At 68.6% G+C, this 17,209-nt stretch carries 17 protein-coding genes; 9 read left to right on the top strand and 8 right to left on the bottom strand.

Annotated features, from left to right (window positions below; all coding sequences use genetic code 11):
- Window positions 1–5: 5 nt before the first annotated feature.
- The 5 genes from E6C72_RS01695 to E6C72_RS01675 all read right to left on the bottom strand — a co-directional run bounded on the left by E6C72_RS01695 (window position 6) and on the right by E6C72_RS01675 (window position 4,454).
- The gene (locus E6C72_RS01695) at window positions 6–2,303 is read right to left on the bottom strand and encodes a chemotaxis protein CheA (protein ID WP_109443101.1); all 2,298 of its coding nucleotides are present in this window, start codon (window positions 2,301–2,303) and stop codon (window positions 6–8) included.
- Between the two features lie 34 nt (window positions 2,304–2,337).
- On the bottom strand, window positions 2,338–2,715 hold the full coding sequence (locus E6C72_RS01690; protein WP_109443100.1) for a response regulator: 378 nt from the start codon (window positions 2,713–2,715) through the stop codon (window positions 2,338–2,340).
- On the bottom strand, window positions 2,700–3,014 hold the full coding sequence (locus E6C72_RS01685) for an STAS domain-containing protein (protein WP_109443099.1): 315 nt from the start codon (window positions 3,012–3,014) through the stop codon (window positions 2,700–2,702). Before E6C72_RS01685 ends, E6C72_RS01690 begins: the two co-directional genes overlap by 16 nt.
- 184 nt (window positions 3,015–3,198) lie before the next feature.
- On the bottom strand, window positions 3,199–3,690 hold the full coding sequence (locus E6C72_RS01680) for an RNA pyrophosphohydrolase (RefSeq protein WP_109443098.1): 492 nt from the start codon (window positions 3,688–3,690) through the stop codon (window positions 3,199–3,201).
- Between the two features lie 20 nt (window positions 3,691–3,710).
- A complete protein-coding gene (locus tag E6C72_RS01675; RefSeq protein ID WP_109443097.1) occupies window positions 3,711–4,454 on the bottom strand; it encodes a sulfite exporter TauE/SafE family protein in 744 nt (247 codons plus the stop codon).
- A gap of 165 nt (window positions 4,455–4,619) precedes the next feature.
- Here E6C72_RS01675 and E6C72_RS01670 point away from each other — a divergent pair, with 165 nt between their 5' ends.
- From E6C72_RS01670 to E6C72_RS01630, 9 genes are all read left to right on the top strand, one after another.
- Window positions 4,620–5,894, top strand: coding sequence for a glutamate-5-semialdehyde dehydrogenase (locus E6C72_RS01670; protein ID WP_109443096.1), 1,275 nt, complete (start codon window positions 4,620–4,622; stop codon window positions 5,892–5,894).
- Entirely contained in the window at window positions 5,875–6,579 is a 705-nt protein-coding gene (locus E6C72_RS01665; RefSeq protein WP_371298434.1) for a nicotinate-nucleotide adenylyltransferase, read from the top strand. The genes E6C72_RS01670 and E6C72_RS01665 overlap by 20 nt, the downstream gene beginning before the upstream one ends.
- Complete coding sequence (rsfS, locus tag E6C72_RS01660; protein ID WP_012974900.1) at window positions 6,576–7,022, top strand: ribosome silencing factor; 447 nt, start codon at window positions 6,576–6,578, stop codon at window positions 7,020–7,022. Before E6C72_RS01665 ends, rsfS begins: the two co-directional genes overlap by 4 nt.
- A gap of 48 nt (window positions 7,023–7,070) precedes the next feature.
- Window positions 7,071–7,529: a 23S rRNA (pseudouridine(1915)-N(3))-methyltransferase RlmH gene (rlmH, locus tag E6C72_RS01655; RefSeq protein WP_109443095.1), complete on the top strand. Its 459-nt coding sequence runs from the start codon at window positions 7,071–7,073 to the stop codon at window positions 7,527–7,529.
- 93 nt (window positions 7,530–7,622) lie between these two features.
- Entirely contained in the window at window positions 7,623–9,185 is a 1,563-nt protein-coding gene (gpmI, locus tag E6C72_RS01650) for a 2,3-bisphosphoglycerate-independent phosphoglycerate mutase (RefSeq protein ID WP_109443094.1), read from the top strand.
- Window positions 9,186–9,379: 194 nt separating this feature from the next.
- Window positions 9,380–10,762, top strand: coding sequence for a murein hydrolase activator EnvC (locus E6C72_RS01645; RefSeq protein WP_109443093.1), 1,383 nt, complete (start codon window positions 9,380–9,382; stop codon window positions 10,760–10,762).
- Complete coding sequence (locus E6C72_RS01640) at window positions 10,763–12,178, top strand: S41 family peptidase (protein WP_109443092.1); 1,416 nt, start codon at window positions 10,763–10,765, stop codon at window positions 12,176–12,178. It abuts the gene before it with no gap.
- 15 nt (window positions 12,179–12,193) lie between these two features.
- Window positions 12,194–13,369: a divergent polysaccharide deacetylase family protein gene (locus E6C72_RS01635; RefSeq protein WP_109443091.1), complete on the top strand. Its 1,176-nt coding sequence runs from the start codon at window positions 12,194–12,196 to the stop codon at window positions 13,367–13,369.
- A 121-nt stretch (window positions 13,370–13,490) separates the two neighbouring features.
- The gene (locus E6C72_RS01630; protein WP_109443090.1) at window positions 13,491–14,069 is read left to right on the top strand and encodes a hypothetical protein; all 579 of its coding nucleotides are present in this window, start codon (window positions 13,491–13,493) and stop codon (window positions 14,067–14,069) included.
- A 21-nt stretch (window positions 14,070–14,090) separates the two neighbouring features.
- Here E6C72_RS01630 and E6C72_RS01625 read toward each other — a convergent pair whose 3' ends face one another.
- Genes E6C72_RS01625 through obgE form a run of 3 tightly spaced genes read right to left on the bottom strand, consistent with a single transcriptional unit; the run spans window position 14,091 to window position 17,132 of the window.
- Window positions 14,091–14,735, bottom strand: a complete 645-nt coding sequence (locus E6C72_RS01625; protein WP_247875952.1) for an HAD family phosphatase — start codon at window positions 14,733–14,735, stop codon at window positions 14,091–14,093.
- Between the two features lie 5 nt (window positions 14,736–14,740).
- Window positions 14,741–15,880, bottom strand: a complete 1,140-nt coding sequence (proB, locus tag E6C72_RS01620) for a glutamate 5-kinase (protein ID WP_109443088.1) — start codon at window positions 15,878–15,880, stop codon at window positions 14,741–14,743.
- Window positions 15,870–17,132 carry a GTPase ObgE gene (gene obgE / locus E6C72_RS01615; protein ID WP_109443087.1) on the bottom strand — a complete coding sequence of 421 codons (1,263 nt, stop codon included), beginning with the start codon at window positions 17,130–17,132 and terminating at the stop codon, window positions 15,870–15,872. The genes proB and obgE overlap by 11 nt, the downstream gene beginning before the upstream one ends.
- Window positions 17,133–17,209: the final 77 nt, after the last annotated feature.

Raw genomic sequence — 17,209 nt, 5'->3', positions numbered from 1 at the left:
GGACCTCAAACCGTTTGGCGTTGACGCTGGTCGGTGCTGTCCGCCGGGGCGGGCAGGGACGGGGAAGACGGGGGGGTGCCGCCGGAGGAGTTCGCGTTGCCGAAGCTTCCGGCGCCGGAACCGTGGCGGCTCATCTCGCGCAGGCCCGCCACGTCCAGGATCAGGGCGACCCGGCCGTCGCCCAGGATGGTGGCGGCGGCGACGCCGTCCAGCCGGCGGAAGTTGGCTTCAAGGCTCTTGATGACGACCTGCTGCTGGCCCAGCACCTCGTCCACCACGAGGCCGAGACGGGAGCCGTCCTCCGTCTCCACCAGCACGACCAGCCCCTTGGTGGCATCGTCGATGGCCTTGGGGATGCCGAACAGCCGGTGCAGATGGACGAGCCGGACATATTCGCCGCGCGCCATCATGACGTCGCACTTGTTGACCAGCCCGTGCAGGTCGGCGGGCTTCGGGCGAAGACTTTCGACGATGTTGGTCAGCGGCAGGACGAAGCGCTCCTCCCCCACCGAGATCACCATGCCGTCCAGCACCGCCAGCGTCAGCGGCAGCGACAGGACGAAGCGCGAGCCCTCGCCCGGCGTCGAATAGACCCCGATGCGCCCGCCCAGGCTGGAGATGTTCCGCCGCACCACGTCCATGCCGACGCCGCGGCCGGACAGGTTCGACACCTGATCGGCGGTGGAGAAGCCGGGCAGGAAGATCAGGTTGTCGATCTCCTCGTCCGACAGGCTGGCTCCGGGCTGGACCAGCCCCTTCTCGATCGCCTTGGACAGCACCTTGGCGCGGTTGATGCCGCGGCCGTCGTCGGTCACCTCGATCACGATGCGGCCCGACCGGTGGGCAGCGGACAGATGCACGGTGCCGGCACGCGGCTTGCCGATGCGCTCGCGCTCGTCCGGGCCTTCCAGCCCATGGTCGATGGAGTTGCGGATCATGTGGGTCAGCGGATCGACGAGGTTCTCGACCACCGTCTTGTCGACCTCCGTCGTCTCGCCCGACGTGACCAGCATCACCTCCTTGCCGGTCATCGCCGCGCATTCGCGCACCAGCCGCGGCATGCGGGAGAAGACGCTGGAGACCGGCTGGGCGCGGATCGACATCACGCTTTCGCGCAGTTCGCGGGTATGCTGGGCGAGGCCTTCCAGCCCCTCCAGCAGTTCCTGGAACTGGCCCGGCGGCAGGTCGCGCAGATGTTCCGCGATCATCGCCTGGGTGATGACCATCTCACCAACCATGTTGACCAGCCGGTCGATCTTGTCGAGATCGACGCGGATGGTGTGGGTGGTCGGTCCGGAATGGTCGCCCCCGCCCGTGCCGCCATTGGTCCGCTTGGCGCCGTCACCTGGCTTCGCCGAGCCTGACGTGGTGGCGGCCGGGGTGGTGGGTGCGGGTGGTGGAGCGGTGGCGGCCGGTTCCGCCGGCGGGATGATGGCGGGCGGGATGATCGCCGGTGGGGGGGCTTCGGCACTGATGCGGATGTCGCAGTCGTCGGCGACGAATTCGAACACGTCGTCGATCTGGGCGCGGTCGACCTGCGGGTCGGCCAGCAGCGTCACCGTCCAGGACAGGTGCAGCAGTTCGGCGTCGAGGTCGCGCAGCGACGGCAGCTTGTCGAGATGGCAGACGACCTCCGCCTCGCCCAGCCGGCGCAGCGCGCGCAGCATGTAGGTCGGCTCGTTGCCGGACAGCAGCAGTTCCGCCTTCGGACGGAAGACGATGGTCCAGCGCACCTTGCCCGCGGGGACCGGGCCGGCGGGGGCGGGTGTCGGCTGGTCGTCGCGCGCGGCCTGGATCGCGGCCAGCGCGTCGCCGAAGATGCCGGCCTCGTCATCCTCATCGTCGGGGTAGAGCGTGGCGGCGGGCGAGACGACCGGAGATGGGGCGGCTGGGACCGCGTCAATCGCCGGCTCACCGGCCTTGGCGAGAAAGCGGCGCAGGGAAGCGACGGACTCGTCGGTTGTGCCGGCCGGAGCATCGCTTTCGTCGGCGGCGTGCGCCAGCAGGCGGGCCAGCACGTCGTTGGCGCGGATCAGCGTGTCGACCAGTTCGGTGGTGACCGGGATTTCGGCGTTGCGCACGCCGTCCATCACCGTTTCGAACTCGTGCGCGAAGGCGACGAGGTCGTTGAAGCCGAAGGCGCCGCCGCCGCCCTTGATCGAATGGACGGCGCGGAAGATCGCGTTGACCTCGTCCATGTCGATTTCGCCGGGGGCGAGGCGCAGCAGCCCGGTCTCGGCGACGGCCAGGAGTTCGGCGCTCTCGTCGAAGTAGGTCTGCTTGAAGCGGCTGAGATCGTCCACGGCTGTCGCCCTCCTTAACCCTGACGGCTTGCGGTCAGCCGCAGACCTTCTGCACCACCGACACCAGCTTGTCGGGGTTGAAGGGCTTCACGATCCAGCCGGTGGCGCCGGCGGCGCGGCCCTCGGCCTTCTTGCTCTCGTCCGCCTCGGTGGTCAGCATCAGGATCGGCAGGGTGCGGTGGGCTGGAATGGCGCGCAGCCTGCGGATCAGGGTCAGCCCGTCCATCACCGGCATGTTCAGGTCGGTGATGACCAGATCCACCTTGGTGACGGCGATGGCGCTCATCGCCTGCTGGCCGTCGGCGGCCTCCACCACGTCATAGCCGGCGCCGCGCAGGGTGAAGGACACCATGTCGCGCATGGTGCGCGAGTCATCCACCGTCATCACTTTCTTCTTCACGCTCGGCTCCATTGCTTCAGCCAGGCGGCGAGTCCCAGATCCTCGCACGCTTCGGACAGGACTACGGACGGGGCGGCGACGGCAAAGGCGGCCCCGCGGTCGGCCGCATCGCGGGCGGCGACGACCAGCGCCTGGATGCAGGCTGCACTGATGCGCTCCACCGCCTCCGCCTGGACGGTGACGTCGACCGACGCCTTGAAGGCGGCGCGCAGGCTGTCCAGCAGAGGTTGCGCCATGGGCAAATCGAGGTCGCTCGGCAGGCCCAGACGGAGCCGGCCGTCATCCTCCTCCGTCCATTTGATCAGCGACACGCCACCCCTCCGTCTACGGCAGGCACATTCTTGCGCATTGCGGTTGCAGCAGCGACGTTGCCAGATTGCGTCTCAAGGATTCGTTAAGCCGCAAGCTTCGGACGGAGAAGGGGCGGCCGTAAGTTGGGGATAACCGCAATCAAAAATGGGACATGGCGGAATGGCCGGTGCCCGGCAGGAGCGGTCAGCCCTTCGACGGCGCGATCAGCGGGCGGAATTCGGCCAGGACGGATTCATAGACCGGACGCTTGAAGGCGACGATCAGGCCCGGCAGCTCCTCGGCGTCGATCCATTTCCAGGCATCGAATTCCGGATGCTCGGTGTCGAGCCGGATGTCGGATTCGGTGCCGGTGAAGCGGGCCAGCATCCACATCTGCTCCTGTCCGCGCCAGCGGCCTTTCCACACCTTGCCCAGCAAATCGTCGGGCAGGTCGTAGCGGTGGGGGGCGGCGGTCATGGCGATGAACTCCGCCTTCGCCGTGCCGATTTCCTCCCCCAACTCGCGGAAGGCGGCGCTGCGGGCATCCTCGCCCTCGTCGATGCCGCCTTGGGGCATCTGCCAGTCGGCTTCCGACCCGCAGCGCTTGGCGACGAACACCTCGCCGCGGTCGTTCAGCAGCATGATCCCGACGCAGGGGCGGTAGGGCAGGGTGTTGCGGTCGATGAGGGCGGACATGCCGGGGGCTCCGTTGGGAATCAGGCTTTCGTGACGAAGAAATAGACGGTCATGCCGGCCCCCACCAGGATCACCAGCTTGCGCAGGACCGGCGGCGGGATGTGGCGGGCGACCGAGGCGCCGGCATAGCCGCCGGCCATGGCCGCGACCAGCATGATCAGCGCTTCTGTCCAGTAGACCGCCCCGCCGGCGACGAAGGCCGCCACCGCCACCGCGTTCAGGCAGCCGGAGACCAGCGACTTCAGACCGTTCATCGCATGCAGGTCGGTCAGGCCGAAGACGCCCAGCGTCGCCAGGATCAGGATGCCGATGCCGCCGCCGAAATAGCCGCCATAGACCGCGATCAGGAACTGCACGGCCAGCACGGTCCCGTGGCCGATGGTGAAGTTGCGGCGGATCCAGGCCGACGCCGTCGGGCCGACGGCGAACAGCAGCGTCGCGAACAGCAGCAGCCAGGGAACGATGACCTCGAAGGTCCGCTGCGGCGTCCACAGCAGCAGAAGCGCGCCCAGCAGCCCACCGACGAGGCTGATGCCGAGGAAGGAGGGCAGGTGGATGTCGCGGATGCGGCCGAGTTCCCGCCGGTAGCCGTAGGCGCTTGCCAGCGCACCCGGCGACACCGCGACGGTGCTGGTGGCGTTGGCGTTCAGCGGCGGCACGCCGGCCAGGATCAGGGCGGGGAAGGTCAGAAAGCTGCCGCCCCCGGCCACGGCGTTCAGCACACCGGCAAAGAAGGCGGAGACGATCAGCAGCAGCGTCAGCATGTCACCCTACCCGAAACCTGTCCCGGCATTGCGGGGGCGCGTTGCGTTTTGCACACGCCCGCCCATACCGCAACGCCGAAGTCCCACAACCGCGCGGCTTTCGCAACCCCGAACAATTCGTTAAGGTCGTCGTCCCTTCAACGGATAGAGTGTCCGGAGACCTCCATGTCCGCCCTGCTCGACACCACCGACGCCCTGCACGACCAGATGATCGCCCTCGGCCGCGCCGCCCGCGCCGCCGCGGCCGCGCTGGCGACCGTGCCAGGACCGTCGAAGGACCGGGCGCTGAGGGCGGCGGCGGCGGCCATCCGCGCCCGTGCCGCCGAGATCAAGGCTGCCAACGCCGAGGACATGGCGAATGCCCGCGACCTGTCCGGCCCCATGCGCGAACGGCTGATGCTGGACGATAAGCGCATCGAGGCGATGGCCAAGGGCCTGGAGGACATCGCCGACTTCCCCGATCCCATCGGCGGCGTTCTGGCGGATTGGACGCGGCCCAACGGTCTGCGCATCCAGCGCGTCCGCGTGCCGCTGGGCGTCGTCGGCATCATCTATGAAAGCCGGCCCAACGTGACGGCGGACGCCGGCGGCATCTGCCTGAAGTCGGGCAACGCCGCCATCCTGCGCGGCGGGTCGGAGAGCATCCGCTCGTCCCGCGCCATCGCCGCCTGTCTGGCCCAGGGCCTGCGTGAGGCCGGCCTGCCGGAGGCGGCGATCCAGCTGGTGCCGACCACCGACCGCGCCGCCGTCGGCCACATGCTGACGATGCGCGAGTACATCGACGTCATCATCCCGCGCGGCGGCAAGTCGCTGATCCAGCGCATCGCCGACGAGAGCCGGGTGCCGGTCATCAAGCATCTGGACGGCAACTGCCACGTCTATGTCGATGCCGCCGCCGACCTGGAGACGGCGCGCAAGGTGGTGCTGAACGCCAAGATGCGCCGCACCTCGATCTGCGGCGCCGCCGAGACGCTGCTGGTCGACCGCGCCATTGCCGACAAGGCGTTGCCGCTTCTGGTGAAGGATTTGCTGGAGGCCGGCTGCGCCGTGCGCGGCGACGCGGCGGCCCGGGCGGTCGATCCGCGCGTGACGGCGGTGGCGCCGGAGGATTGGGACACCGAGTATCTCGATGCCATCATCGCCTGCGGCGTGGTGGACGGGGTGGATGCGGCAATCGACCACATCAATACCCACAGCTCCCATCACACCGAATCGATCCTGACCGAGGATCCGGCGGTGGCGGAGCGCTTCCTGTCGCGGGTGGACAGCGGCATCGTGCTGTGGAACGCCTCGACCCAGTTCGCCGACGGCGGCGAGTTCGGCATGGGGGCGGAGATCGGCATCTCCACCGACAAATTCCACGCCCGCGGCCCGGTGGGGGCCGAGCAGCTGACCAGCTACAAGTATGTCGTGCGTGGCGATGGCCAGACGCGGCCTTAAGGAAGAAGCCCTCTTCCGCCCTGCCGGAACCCTCTCCCCCCCGGGGGGAGAGGGGAAGAGTGCCGGGACGGATCGCGCTCCCCACCTCTATTCCGGTCCGCTCTATGCCGGGCTCACCGTCGGCATTCTCGGCGGGTCGTTCAATCCGGCCCATGCCGGGCACCGGCACATCAGCCTGTTCGCGTTGAAGACGCTCGGCCTCGACCGCGTCTGGTGGATGGTCAGCCCGCAGAACCCGCTGAAGTCGACCTCCGGCATGGCCGCGCTGCCCGAGCGGCTGGCGGAGGCGCGGGCCGTCGCCGCCCATCCCCGCATCGAGGTGACGGCGATCGAGACGGCGCTCGGCACCCGCTTCACCGCCGATACGCTGGCCAAGCTGCAGCGCCGCTTCCCCAAAACCCGCTTCGTCTGGCTGATGGGGGCGGACAATCTGCGGCAAATTCCGCGCTGGAAGCACTGGACTCGAATCTTCGACTCGGTGGCCGTTGCGGTTTTCGCCCGCCCCACCTATTCTCTTGGAGCGTTGAGCGGCAAGGCTGCCCAGCGTTACATCCGTCGGCGGGTGTCGGTGTCTGGGGTAAAAGGGCTGGCGCGCCGCAGGCGGCCGGCCTGGGCGTTCTTACGCAACCCCTTGCACCCGGCCTCGGCGACGGCGATCCGGCAGGCACGGGCCGCCGGGTCGTGAAACCGTTGCAAGAGGTTGGAGCCATCACCACGCACACCGAAACGGCCGCGACCGCTCCGCGGCCAGCCGCCGTTCCCCAGATCCTGGAACCGCAGGACCTGAAGGCGCTCATCCAGGCGTCGCTCGACGCCGACCAGGCGGATGACGTGACCGTCATCGATCTCGCCGGGAAAACCACCTTCGCCGATTACATGATCGTGGCGTCGGGCCGCAACACGCGGCACATCGCCGCCATGGCCATGAAGCTGGCCGAAAAGCTGAAGCAGGCCGGCGTCCGCGGCGTCGAGATGGAAGGCATGACCCAGTGCGACTGGGTGCTGGTCGATGCCGGCGACGTGATCGTCCACCTGTTCAAGCCGGAAGTCCGGACCTTCTACAACATCGAGAAGATGTGGGGTCTGGAGCTGCCGACGCCGTCGGGCACGGCGCGGCTGAGCGCCTGACGGGCCGAGGACGGAAACGAGAGCGGAAACGGGGCGGAGGGCCGCATCATGCGTCTGTGGCTCGCCGCCGTTGGGCGGTCGCGGGGCGGACCGACCCGCGACCTGTTCGACGAGTATGTCGGACGGCTCAGCTGGCCCTTCACGCTGAAGGAGGTCGAGGTGAAGAAACGCCTCTCCTCCGACGAATTGAAACGGCAGGAGGCGGAGCTGTTGCTCGCCGCCGTGCCGGCCGGCGCCATCGTCGTGGCGCTGGACGAACGCGGCAAGGCGCTGCCCAGCGAGGCCTTCGCCGCCAAGATTGGCGACTGGCGCGACCGTGGCGCCGGTGACCTCGCCTTCCTGATCGGCGGGGCCGACGGGCATGGCGACGCGGTGCGGGCGCGGGCCGACTTCCTGCTCGCCTTCGGGCCGATGACCTGGCCCCACATGCTGGTGCGCGGCATGCTTGCGGAGCAACTCTATCGCGCCCAACAAATTCTTGCCGGCCACCCCTATCACAGGTCCTGATTCCAAGCGTCGAACAAACCCGGCGCGCGGAAAAGCGCCGGAGCTGAAAACACGAAACTCCGAGACCACAACCTTTCGAGAAAGGTAAGCGCGATGACCGAGACCAACCGACCCCGCCCTGTCGTCCTCTGTATCCTGGACGGCTGGGGCTATCGCGAGGAGCGGTCCGACAACGCGATTGCGCTGGGCGAGACCCCGAACTGGGATCGCCTGTGGTCGGCCGAACCGACGGCTTTCCTCGACGCCAGCGAGGAGGAGGTCGGCCTGCCGAAGGGCCAGATGGGCAATTCCGAGGTCGGCCACATGAATCTCGGCGCCGGCCGGGTCGTCATGCAGGACCTCGTGATGATCGACCACGCCATCGTCGAGGGCGAGCTTGAGCGCAACGCCGCGCTGAACGATCTGGTCAAGGCGATGCACAAGACCGGCGGGCGCGTCCATCTGATGGGGCTGCTGTCGCCCGGCGGTGTCCACTCGCACCAGGACCACATCGCGGCCCTTGCCGGCGTGCTGTCGCGCGAGGGCGTGCCGGTGGCGGTCCATGCCTTCACCGACGGACGCGACGTGCCGCCGCAGAGCGCCAAGGACCAGGTCGCCGAGTTCATGGCCGACGTGTTCGAGCTGCCGGGTGTCGAGGTCGCCACCGTCATCGGCCGCTATTACGCCATGGATCGCGACAAGCGCTGGGACCGTGTCGCCAAGGCCTATGCCGCGATGACCAAGGCGGAGGGCGAGCGCGCCGCCGACCCGATCCAGGCGATCGAGCAGAGCTATGCCGCCGACAAGCATGACGAGTTCATCCTGCCGACGGTGATCGGCGACTATGCCGGCATGAAGGACGGCGACGCCATCCTGATGGCGAATTTCCGCGCCGACCGCGCCCGCGAGATCCTGGCCGCCTATGTCGAGCCGGCTTTCGACGGCTTCCCTGTCGATGGGGCGCCGAAGCTGGCCGCCGTGGTCGGCATGGTCGAATATTCGTCGGCGCTGGCGAAGCTGATGACCACCATCTTTCCGCCGAAATCCCTGACCAAGGTGCTTGGCGAGGTGGTTTCCGAGGCCGGAATGAAGCAGCTGCGCATTGCCGAGACGGAGAAGTATCCGCACGTGACCTTCTTCTTCAACGGCGGCGAGGAGCGGGTCTATGAGGGCGAGGACCGCATCCTGGTGCCGTCGCCGAAGGTCGCCACCTACGACCTCCAGCCGGAGATGTCGGCTTCGGAGGTGACCGACAAGCTGGTCGGCGCCATCGATTCCGGCAAGTACGACTTGATCGTCGTCAACTTCGCCAATCCCGACATGGTCGGCCACAGCGGGATGCTGGACGCCGCCATCAAGGCGGTGCAGGCGGTCGACAGCAGCATCGGTCAGGTGGAGGCCGCGGTGCGCCGCGCCGGCGGCACCATGCTGATCACCGCCGATCACGGCAACTGCGAGCTGATGAAGGACCCGGAGACCGGCGGCCCGCACACCGCCCACACGCTGGACAAGGTTCCGCTGGTGTTGGTCAACGGCCCGGCCGGCGCCCGCATCGACAGCGGCCGCCTGGCCGACATCGCCCCGACGCTGCTGGACCTGCTGGGCTTGCCCAAGCCGGCCGAGATGACCGGCCGCAACCTGCTGGTCCGCACCGCCGCCCGCGCAGCGGCGGAGTAACGGATGGCGCCCGTCCCTTTCACCTCATTGTCCCCCTCTCCCCCCCGGGGAGAGGGTCGGGGTGAGGGGGGCGCGTGGCGTGGAGGTGCAAGGGGAGGGGGGCGTAGCTCGGCTTTTCGGCCAGCGTCACGCAGCGCATCCCCCTCACCCAGCCCTCTCCCCGGGGGGAGAGGGTATACGGGGCGGGAGAGGGATTGCTCGCCGGCTTCGTCGTCATCGCCGGCCTGATCCTCGCCCAGCCGGCGAATGCTCAATCCGAAGCCCCCAAGGACACGCTGAAGCGCGTCGAGCAGCAGCTTCAGACCGGCAAGCAGCGCCAGCAGCAGCTGGAACGCCAGTCCCAGGCGCTCCAGAGCGAACTCGACACCCTGCGCGGCCGGTTGATCGCGCTGGCCGATCAGGCGCGCGGGCAGGAACAGACGCTCGACCAGCTGGAAGACTCGCTCGCAGCCCTGGAGGCGGAGGAGCGCGAACGCTCCGCCGGGCTCGACGCCGAGCGCCAGCAGATCGCCACTCTGCTGGCCGCTCTCCAGCGGCTGGCGCGCATCCCGCCGGAGGCGGCGCTGGCCCGGCCGGAAAGCCCGGTCGATACCCTGCGCTCCGCCTTGCTGCTGCGCGACGCCGTGCCGGCGCTGAAGGCGCGGGCCGATGCGTTGGCCCAGGCGCTGAACGGGCTGGCCGACACCCGCGGCAAGCTGGTCGATCAGCGCTCCAAGGCTCTGGCGGCGCGGGTGGCGCTGACCGAGAAGCAGGACGAGATGAACCGCCTGATCGCCCGGCGCGAGGAATTGTCGCGCCAGACCGAGGAGGAGCGCGTCCAGGTCGGCCAACGCATGGCGGACCTGTCGGGGCAGGCCACCGACCTGCGCCAGCTGATGGAACGGGTCGAGGCCGAACGCCGCGCCGCCATCGAGGCCGCCGCCCGCCGAGAGGCCGAAAGGCGCGAGGCGGAGCGCAAGGAAACCGCGAAGCGCGAGGCGGAAAAGCGCGAGGCCGAACGCCGCCTCGCCGCCCAGAAGGAAGCCGAGCGCAAGGAAGCCGAACGCAAGCTGGCCGAACTGCGCGCTGCCGAACAGAAAATCGCCGAACAGAAGGCCGCCGAGGAGAGGCGGGCGAAGGACGAAGCCGCCAGGGAAGCGGCGCGCGAGCGCGAGCTGGCCGCGAAGTCTCCCGACGGTCCGCCGGCGGTCGCCGGCATGGTCCTGCCCGCCGCCGGCAAGCTGACCACCCGCTTCGGCGAGCCTGACCGCTATGGCGCCACCAGCCGAGGCGTCATCGTCCAGACCCGCGCCGGGGCCGCCGTGGTGGCCCCGCGCGGCGGCACGATCGTGTTCGCCGGCCCGTTCAAGGGCTATGGCCTCATCTTGATCGTGGAACACGGCAACGGATATCATAGTCTGATTGCGGGTTTGGGCCGGATCGAAACGGCTGTCGGGCGTAAGGTGGCCAGCGGGGAACCGCTGGCGGTCATGCCGTCGGACGGCAATCCGGATCTCTATTTCGAGCTGCGACGAAACGGCCAGCCGATCAACCCGCAACGCGGGTTCGGCGCCCCGGAGGGGAAAGGACAAGGGTAGATGAGGATGATCAAGCGTGCCGCCACGGCGGCAGCTCTGGTGTTTCTGGGCGCCGGCGTCGCCACCGTCACGGCGCAGTCCAGCAATTCGTCGGACACCTACCGGCAGCTGAACCTGTTCGGCGACGTCTTCGAGCGCGTCCGCGCCGAGTATGTCGAGCCGGTGACCGACGAACAGCTGATCGAATCGGCGATCAACGGGATGCTGACCTCGCTCGACCCGCATTCGAGCTATCTGAACAAGAAAAGCTTCCAGGACATGCAGGTCCAGACCCGCGGCGAGTTCGGCGGGCTGGGGATCGAGGTGACGATGGAGAACGGCCTGGTGAAGGTCGTGTCGCCCATCGACGACACCCCTGCCTTCCGTGCCGGCCTGCAGCCGGGCGACCTGATCGTCCAACTGAACGGCGAGGCGGTGATGGGCCTAAGCCTGAACGAGGCGGTGGAGAAGATGCGCGGCCCGGTGGGTAGCGAACTGAAGGTCACCGTCCGCCGAGGCGAGGCGGGCGAGCCCTTCACCGTGTCGCTGACCCGCGCCGTCATCAAGGTGCAGTCGGTCCGCTTCCGCACCGAAGGCGACATCGGCTATGTCCGCATCACCAGCTTCAACGAGCAGACGCAGAGCGGGCTGGAGAAGGCGATCGCCTCGATCCAGCAGCAGCTGGGCGACAAGCTGAAGGGCTTCGTGCTCGACCTGCGCAACAATCCGGGCGGCTTGCTCGATCAGGCGGTCTCGGTATCCGATACCTTCCTGGAGAAGGGTGAGATCGTGTCGACCCGCGGCCGGCGGGCGGAGGAGGGCACCCGCTTCAACGCCAAGCCGGGCGACCTGATCAAGGGCATGCCGCTGGTGGTGCTGATCAACGGCGGCTCGGCCTCGGCCTCGGAAATCGTCGCCGGCGCTTTGCAGGATCACAAGCGCGCGATCATCATGGGCACCCAGAGCTTCGGAAAGGGATCGGTGCAGACCATCATCCCGCTGCCCGGCCATGGCGCCATGCGGCTGACCACGGCGCGCTACTACACGCCGTCGGGCCGCTCGATCCAGCAGCTGGGCATCACCCCGGACATCGAGGTGCATGTCGCCAAGGTGGAGGATCTGGACAAGAACGTCGTCCGCCGCCGCGAGGCCGATCTGAAGGGTGCGCTGGTCAATCCCGACGCGAGCAAGGCGCCGCGTCCGGCCACCACCAACCCGGCCGCTCCCGGCACGCCGGCGGCCCCGAATCCGGCAGCGCCCGCTCCGGGGCCGGGGGCCGGTGCTGTGCCGGCGGCGCCCGGGGCTGCGCCGGCCCCCGCACCGGCCGAAGGTGCCGCGGCGGAGGGTGCCGAGCCTCCCTTCGACTTCCAGCTCGCCCGCGCGCTGGATCTGCTGCGCGGTGTTGCCTTGTTCCAGCAGCGCTCCGCGGCGCGCTGACCGGAGCACAAGACGGTGAAGGCTCCCGCCCTGCTCGGTCGTCTGCGGTTCGATGTCCGGGGCTTGCGCCCCGGACTCGGCTGGCTGCGCCGTTTCCGCCGCAACGGAGACGACGTCGGCGGAGAGCCGCGCAAGCCGCTCTCCAAGCCCCTGCTGGGCGCCGTCGCCGCGGTGGCGGTCGTCTATGCCGGGCTGGCCGGCTGGCTGGCGCTGAACGGCACGGCCACGCGGGAGGCCTGGCAGGCATCGATTCCGTCGACGACCGTGGCGGTCGCTCCGCTGCCGCCGCCACCGGCACCGGAGCCCAAGGCCGCCGCATCCGCTGGGCCACCGCCCGTCCCGACCGACCCGGCTCCGCTGCCGCTGCCGGGTGCCCAGGCCGCGGCGGTGACGCTGGTCCCGGCCCCGGTGCCGGGTCTGGTGGAGGACAGCCGCAACGGGCCGCTGCCGCGCATCGCCCAGGATGGGCGCAAGCCCTGGCAGGTCTATGCCCGGCCCTTCCCGGCGACCGACAAGCGGCCGCGCGTCGCCATCGTGATGTCCGACCTCGGGCTCAGTGGCGTCACCACCGGAAACGCGCTGGCGAAACTGCCGCCCGGCATCACGCTGGCCTTCCTGCCCTATGCCGAACGGCTGGACGACTGGGTCGAACGTGCCCGCACCAAGGGGCACGAGGTGATGCTGTCGGTGCCGATGGAGCCGCTGAGCTACCCGCGCGACGATCCCGGGCCCAATGCGCTGCTGACCATGCTCGGCCCCGACCGTAACAACGAACGGCTGGAATGGTCGCTGGGCAAGGCGGTGGGCTATGTCGGCATCACCAGCACCACCGGCAGCAAATTTACCGCCAATCCGGCGGCGATGCAGCCGGTGATCGACGCGCTGAAGGCGCGTGGCCTGTTGCTGGTCGATTCCAGGGTCAATCCCAAGAGCGTTGCCGGTCCGCTTGCCACTCTGGCAGGCGTGCCGCGGGCGCTGGGCGATCGTGTCATCGACCGCGACCTGTCGCGCGGTGCCATCGACGACCAACTGCGCGAACTCGAGGAGCTTGCCAAGACCAATGGCGCCGCGGTCGGTTTCGCCTCTCCCTATCCGACGACGATCGAGCGGCTGAACCTGTGGCTGACGGCATTGGCCGATCGCGGCATTGCGCTTGCCCCGGTGTCGGCGGTGGTCAATATCCAGAAATAGCGCCGCTGGCCGTTCCGCCGGCTGCGACAATGCGTGGTGTCGGCTGGCGCGGGTGCGCCTTGCCCGAACGCGCCCTTTGCGAGAATATCTCCGTCAAAGTTCGAATTGGCGGAGTGGGTGGATGTATCATCCGGAGGCGCTGGAGCCCATCATCGCGTTCCTGCGCGGCATCGGCATGCAGGTGCAGTATGGCGAGGGCGCACATGGCGGCTTTCTGCCCGGCGTTAACATCCTGGCCGGCGTGCTCCATGTCGATCCGGAAACCCTGGTTGGGCCGGGCGACCTGCTGCATGAGGCAGGGCACATCGTCGTCCTGCCGCGTCGCCATTGGTCGCTGATGAACCGCGACCTGCAGGATGACATCGACATACTGCTGGCCGATCAGACCGCGCGCGACGGCACACCCGACCCGGTTCTGACCAGGGCTGCCCGTCAGGGCGAGTTCATGTCGCAGGCCTGGTCATACGCGGTGGTCCAGCATCTGGGCCTGCCGCAGGAGTGCCTGTTCTTCCCCGGTTCCTACAAATACACCGATTATCAGGGCATCCACCCGATGCAGGCCTGGATCGAGCAGGGGACGCATTTTGGACTGATCAATCTGGCGCAGGCCAATTTCACCGGCTATGCGGGAATGTTCGCCGCCATGGGGAACAACGGACTGGCGCCGTTCCCGCAAATGGCGAAATGGACGTTGGATTGACGGGAACCCTGGAGCACACTCTCACCCGCAAAGCGCATCCCAATCCAGCGCCCCCGGGTCCTCCACCAGATGGTCGACCGCATCGAACACCACGGCGGGGTGCTGGGGCCAGGCGATGGTCAGCATGCCGGCGGCCTTGGCACTGCGGGCGCCGGTGGGGCTGTCCTCGATCACCGCGCAGGCTTCCGGGGCCAAGCCCAGCATCTTCGCCGCCAGCAGGTAGGGCTCCGGATGAGGCTTGCCGTTCGCGACGTCCTCACGGGCGATGCTGAAGCGGAAATGCGGGATCGCCATGGCGCGCATGTTGGCGTCGACGATCATGCGTCCGCCGTTCGAGACGCAGGCCTGCGCCAGCCCGCGGGCGGCGAAGGCCTCCACCAGGGCAAAGGCGCCGTCGCGGGGGCGCACCTGATCGACGCGGGCGACATACTGCGAATTGATCTTGTCGGCCCAGGCGTGCAGGTCGATGGGGAAGGGGCGGCGGGCATGCAGGGCGGCGTAGATTTCGCGGAAGGCCACGCCGTGCATCGACCGGCAATCCTCCTCGCTCAGTTCATGACCATAACCGCGGCAGACGTCGACGGTGATCTGCTGGTGCCAGGGCTCGCTGTCCATCAGCGTGCCGTCGATGTCCCACAGGATGGCGCGAATGGGACTGCGAGCCATACCGGTCACCGGACCACCAGATCGTCGCGGTGGATCATCTCGTCGCGCCCCTGATAGCCCAGGATCTCCGGGATCTCCGTGCTCTTGTGGCGCAGGATCTTGCGGGCATCGTCGGCGCTGTAGGCGACAAGGCCGCGGGCGACCTCGCGCCCCTCCTGGGTGCGGACGATCACCACGTCGCCGCGGTCGAACTCACCCTGTACGGCGGTTACGCCGGCCGGCAGCAGGCTGGCGCCATGGGAGAGGGCGCGCATGGCGCCGTCATCAACCACCAGCACGCCGGTGGCGTTCACATGGCCGGCGATCCAGGCCTTGCGGGCGCTGGTCGGCTCGGCCGACGGCAGGAACCATGTGCAGAGCGCCCCGCCATCCTCCGGCCGCTGTTCCAGTGCCGCCAGCGGGTTCATGCGCTTGCCCTTGGCGATGACCATGCGGCAGCCGGCCGACAGGGCGACGCGCGCCGCGGCGATCTTGGTTACCATGCCGCCGCTGCTGTAGCCGGGGGGCGGCTCGCCGGCCATGCCCTCGATCTCCGGCGTCAGTTCGAGCACGGTGGGGATGTGGCGGGCGTTCGGGTCCTTGCGCGGATCGGCGGTATAGAGGCCGTCGATGTCCGACAGCAGAACCAGCGTGTCGGCGCTGACCATCTGTGCCACACGGGCGGCGAGCCGGTCGTTGTCGCCGAAACGGATTTCGGCGGTGGCGACCGTGTCGTTCTCGTTGATGACGGGAACGGCGCCCAGCTTCAGCAGCGTGTCGATGGTGTTGCGGGCGTTCAGATGGCGCCGCCGCTCTTCCGTATCCTCCAGCGTCACCAGCACCTGGGCGACGGTGACGTCATGACGGGCCAGCGTTTCCTGATAGGCGTGGGCGAGGCGGATCTGGCCGGTGGCGGCGGCCGCCTGCTTCTCCTCCAGCTTCAGCGCCCGGCCTACGAGGCCAAGATGCTCCCGCCCGCAGGCGACGGCGCCGGAGGTGACGATCACCACCTCCTGCCCGCGCTTGCGGCAGGCGGCGACGTCGTCGGCCAGCGCATCGAGCCAGTCCCGGCGGATTTGCCGGGTTTCCCCGTCGACCAGAAGGGCCGAGCCGATCTTCACGACCAGCCGACGGGATTCGAGAAGGGTGGGGGCGTCAAGCGCCATGGCGGGAGGTTCCGTCCGTATCGTCGTCCGAGGCGTCCTCTTCGCCCTCCGGCTCGTCGCCGTCAAGGGCCTCGTCCGAGTCGCCGTCCTCCAACTCCTCGCCCTCTTCGAGATCCTCCTCGAAATCCTCATCCTCGCCGCCGACCCACTCGCCGGTTTCATCATCCCATTGCATCTCGCCGTCGTCGGGCAGCTTCTGGCCGACTGGCGGGCGCGGGATGGACCGGGTCGCGGGGGCGTTTATGACCTCTGGCTCTTCCGCCTTCGAGTCCTTGATGACCGTCAGCAGGCGGTACAGCACCTGCCTCACGCCCTGGCCGGTGGCACCGGACAGCACCATGACCTCGGCGCCCGATGCCTCCTCCAATGCCGCCTTCTTCTCCTCGATCTCCTCGTCCAGCAGAGCATCGGCCTTGTTCAGCCCGATGACCTCCGGCTTGTCGGCGAGGTTGCCGCCATAGGCTTCCAGTTCGTTGCGGATCGTGCGGTAGGAGGCGACGACGTCGTCGGCCGTGCCATCGATCAGGTGCAGCAGGATGCGCGAGCGTTCGACATGGCCGAGGAAACGGTCGCCCAGCCCATGCCCCTCGTGCGCGCCCTCGATCAGCCCGGGAATGTCGGCGATGACGAACTCTTCGTCACCGGCGCGGACGACGCCCAGGTTGGGTGCCAGCGTGGTGAAGGGGTAGTCGGCGATCTTCGGCTTGGCCGCGGTGGTGGCGGCCAGGAAGGTCGACTTGCCGGCGTTGGGCAGGCCCAGCAGGCCGGCGTCGGCGATCAGCTTCAGCCGCAGCCACACCCATTGCTCCTGCCCCGGCCAGCCAGGGTGGAACTTGCGCGGCGCCCGGTTGGTCGGCGTCTTGAAATGCGCGTTGCCGTGCCCGCCGTCGCCGCCGCGCAGGAAGACGCGGCGCTGGCCGGCCTCCGTCAGGTCGCACAGCACGGTTTCCTGATTTTCGTCGAGGATCTGGGTGCCGACCGGCACGCGCAGGACGACATCCTCGCCGCGCGCACCGTTGCGGTTGCTGCCCATGCCGTGATGGCCGCGCTGCGCCTTGAAGTGCTGCTTGTAGCGGTAGTCGATCAGCGTGTTCAAGCCGTCGGCCGCCTCGATGATCACGTCGCCGCCGCGACCGCCGTCGCCACCGTCCGGGCCGCCGAACTCGATGAATTTCTCGCGCCGGAACGCGACGGCACCGGGACCGCCGTCACCGCTCTTCAGGAAGACCTTGGCTTGATCGAGAAACTTCATCGGGGAACCTGCCCGTAAACGGAAGGGAAACCGGCGGCGGGACGGCACCGGACTGAAAACGAAAATCGGGGTGCCGG

It is taken from the genome of Azospirillum sp. TSH100 (assembly GCF_004923295.1).
In the GTDB taxonomy this organism is placed as follows: domain Bacteria; phylum Pseudomonadota; class Alphaproteobacteria; order Azospirillales; family Azospirillaceae; genus Azospirillum.
This window is presented reverse-complemented; position numbering and strand designations above follow the sequence as displayed.

Bases quoted from the DNA above. Each gene is read 5' to 3' on its own strand.
- E6C72_RS01690 (WP_109443100.1), bottom strand. From the start codon at position 2,715: ATGGAGCCGAGCGTGAAGAAGAAAGTGATGACGGTGGATGACTCGCGC.
- E6C72_RS01665 (WP_371298434.1), top strand. From the start codon at position 5,875: ATGGCCAGACGCGGCCTTAAGGAAGAAGCCCTCTTCCGCCCTGCCGGA.
- obgE (WP_109443087.1), bottom strand. From the start codon at position 17,132: ATGAAGTTTCTCGATCAAGCCAAGGTCTTCCTGAAGAGCGGTGACGGC.
- E6C72_RS01640 (WP_109443092.1), top strand. From the start codon at position 10,763: ATGAGGATGATCAAGCGTGCCGCCACGGCGGCAGCTCTGGTGTTTCTG.
- E6C72_RS01625 (WP_247875952.1), bottom strand. From the start codon at position 14,735: ATGGCTCGCAGTCCCATTCGCGCCATCCTGTGGGACATCGACGGCACG.
- E6C72_RS01670 (WP_109443096.1), top strand. From the start codon at position 4,620: ATGTCCGCCCTGCTCGACACCACCGACGCCCTGCACGACCAGATGATC.
- E6C72_RS01630 (WP_109443090.1), top strand. From the start codon at position 13,491: ATGTATCATCCGGAGGCGCTGGAGCCCATCATCGCGTTCCTGCGCGGC.
- E6C72_RS01675 (WP_109443097.1), bottom strand. From the start codon at position 4,454: ATGCTGACGCTGCTGCTGATCGTCTCCGCCTTCTTTGCCGGTGTGCTG.
- proB (WP_109443088.1), bottom strand. From the start codon at position 15,880: ATGGCGCTTGACGCCCCCACCCTTCTCGAATCCCGTCGGCTGGTCGTG.
- E6C72_RS01680 (WP_109443098.1), bottom strand. From the start codon at position 3,690: ATGTCCGCCCTCATCGACCGCAACACCCTGCCCTACCGCCCCTGCGTC.
- rlmH (WP_109443095.1), top strand. From the start codon at position 7,071: ATGCGTCTGTGGCTCGCCGCCGTTGGGCGGTCGCGGGGCGGACCGACC.
- gpmI (WP_109443094.1), top strand. From the start codon at position 7,623: ATGACCGAGACCAACCGACCCCGCCCTGTCGTCCTCTGTATCCTGGAC.